Source organism: Lentzea albidocapillata (genome assembly GCF_000719115.1).
Lineage (GTDB): Bacteria > Actinomycetota > Actinomycetes > Mycobacteriales > Pseudonocardiaceae > Lentzea > Lentzea albidocapillata.
On sequence record NZ_JOEA01000046.1, the window covers coordinates 1 to 3,160 of the forward strand.

The window sequence follows — 3,160 nt, forward strand, 5'->3', positions numbered from 1 at the left end:
GTTCTTCCAGAACCGCACAGTGGATGCGTAGCGTCTTTGTAACAAGTCCTCGGCCTATTAGTACCAGTCAGCTCCAACCGTTACCGGTCTTCCACCTCTGGCCTATCAACCCAGTGGTCTAGCTGGGGGCCTTAACTCACGAAGAGTGGGATACCTCATCTTGGAACGAGCTTCCCGCTTAGATGCCTTCAGCGGTTATCCCTTCCGAACGTAGCCAACCAGCAATGCTCTTGGCAGAACAACTGGCACACCAGCGGTCCGTCCGTCCCGGTCCTCTCGTACTAGGGACAGCCTTCCTCAAGTATCCTACGCGCGCGGCGGATAGGGACCGAACTGTCTCACGACGTTCTAAACCCAGCTCGCGTACCGCTTTAATGGGCGAACAGCCCAACCCTTGGGACCTACTCCAGCCCCAGGATGCGACGAGCCGACATCGAGGTGCCAAACCATCCCGTCGATATGGACTCTTGGGGAAGATCAGCCTGTTATCCCCGGGGTACCTTTTATCCGTTGAGCGACCACGCTTCCACAAGCCATGGCCGGATCACTAGTTCCGACTTTCGTCCCTGCTCGACCCGTCAGTCTCACAGTCAAGCTCCCTTGTGCACTTGCACTCAACACCTGATTGCCAACCAGGCTGAGGGAACCTTTGAGCGCCTCCGTTACTCTTTGGGAGGCAACCGCCCCAGTTAAACTACCCACCAGGCACTGTCCCTGATCCGGATCACGGACCGAGGTTAGACATCCAATACGACCAGAGTGGTATTTCAACGATGACTCCACAACCACTGGCGTGGCCGCTTCACAGTCTCCCACCTATCCTACACAAGCCGAATCGAACACCAATACCAAGCTATAGTAAAGGTCCCGGGGTCTTTCCGTCCTGCCGCGCGTAACGAGCATCTTTACTCGTAATGCAATTTCGCCGGGCCTGCGGTTGAGACAGTCGAGAAGTCGTTACGCCATTCGTGCAGGTCGGAACTTACCCGACAAGGAATTTCGCTACCTTAGGATGGTTATAGTTACCACCGCCGTTTACTGGCGCTTAAGTTCTCAGCTTCGCCCTTGCGGACTAACCGGTCCCCTTAACGTTCCAGCACCGGGCAGGCGTCAGTCCATATACATCGTCTTGCGACTTCGCATGGACCTGTGTTTTTAGTAAACAGTCGCTTCTCGCTGGTCTCTGCGGCCGTCTCGCCCTAGCCTGCAAGAGGCTTCAAGCGCTACGGCCCCCCTTCTCCCGAAGTTACGGGGGCATTTTGCCGAGTTCCTTAACCACAGTTCGCCCGATCGCCTTGGTATTCTCTACCTGACCACCTGTGTCGGTTTGGGGTACGGGCCGCGTGAAAGCTCGCTAGAGGCTTTTCTCGGCAGCATGGGATCACTCTACTTCGCCTCAATCGGCTACGCATCACGTCTCAGGATATGTGCCTGGCGGATTTGCCTACCAGACTCCCTACACGCTTGCACCAGTACTACCACTCACTGGCGGAGCTACCCTCCTGCGTCACCCCATCGCTTGACTACTACAAGTTCAGGTCCCGCGCTCCACAGACCCCCTAGCCCCGAAGGGCGTTGGGAGGTGCTTCGGGCGGTTAGTATCACAAGGTTCATCATGGGCGCGTTCACACGGGTACGGGAATATCAACCCGTTGTCCATCGACTACGCCTGTCGGCCTCGCCTTAGGTCCCGACTTACCCTGGGCGGATTAGCCTGGCCCAGGAACCCTTGGTCATCCGGCGGACGAGTTTCTCACTCGTCATTCGCTACTCATGCCTGCATTCTCACTCGCATAGCGTCCACGGCTGGATTACTCCGCCGCTTCAACCGCTACACGACGCTCCCCTACCCATCCCAGCACAAGGCTGAAATGACACAGCTTCGGTGGTGTGCTTAAGCCCCGCTACATTGTCGGCGCAGGACCACTTGACCAGTGAGCTATTACGCACTCTTTAAAGGGTGGCTGCTTCTAAGCCAACCTCCTGGCTGTCTGTGCGACCCCACATCCTTTCCCACTTAGCACACACTTAGGGACCTTAGCTGGCGTTCTGGGCTGTTTCCCTCTCGACTACGAAGCTTATCCCCCGCAGTCTCACTGCCGCGCTCTCACACCACGGTATTCGGAGTTTGGTTGATTTCGGTAAGCTTGTAGGCCCCCTAGACCATCCAGTGCTCTACCCCCGTGGTGAAACACACGACGCTGCACCTAAATGCATTTCGGGGAGAACCAGCTATCACGGAGTTTGATTGGCCTTTCACCCCTAACCACAGCTCATCCCCCAGGTTTTCAACCCTGGTGGGTTCGGGCCTCCACGCGGTCTTACCCGCGCTTCACCCTGGCCATGGCTAGATCACTCCGCTTCGGGTCTAGACCACGCGACTCAAGCGCCCTATTCAGACTCGCTTTCGCTACGGCTACCCCACACGGGTTAACCTCGCCACGTAGCACTAACTCGCAGGCTCATTCTTCAAAAGGCACGCCGTCACCCCTAAAGGCTCCGACGGATTGTAGGCACACGGTTTCAGGTACTATTTCACTCCCCTCCCGGGGTACTTTTCATCTTTCCCTCACGGTACTAGTCCGCTATCGGTCACCAGGGAGTATTTAGGCTTAGCGGGTGGTCCCGCCAGATTCACAGCGAATTTCACGAGTACGCTGCTACTTGGGAACACTCTAAACAGACACCGGGTTTTCGAGTACGGGAGTTTCACCCTCTACGCTCACGCTTTCCAGACGTATTCCTCTAACCACAATGTTTTCTGACTGTTTGCTAGCTCGGCAGAACTAGCCAAGAGGTCCCACGACCCCGTACACGCAACCCCTGCCGGGTATCACACGAATACGGTTTAGCCTCTTCCGCTTTCGCTCGCCACTACTCACGGAATCACGGTTGTTTTCTCTTCCTGCGGGTACTGAGATGTTTCACTTCCCCGCGTTCCCTCCACATACCCTATGTGTTCAGGTATGGGTGACCCCACATGACTGGGGCCGGGTTTCCCCATTCGGAAATTCTAGGATCTCAGCTCGGTTGACAGCTCCCCTAGACTTTTCGCAGTCTCCTACGTCCTTCATCGGCTCCTGGTGCCAAGACATCCACCGTATGCCCTTACTAACTTGCTACAAAGATGCTCGCATCCACTGTGCAGTTCTCAAAGAAC

The 3,160-nt window shown here is 56.1% G+C and carries 1 rRNA gene; it reads right to left on the bottom strand.

The features are described 5' to 3' along the window. Positions 1–37: 37 nt before the first annotated feature. Positions 38–3,122: ribosomal RNA gene (locus tag IG04_RS0141610) — 23S ribosomal RNA — on the bottom strand. Positions 3,123–3,160: the final 38 nt, after the last annotated feature.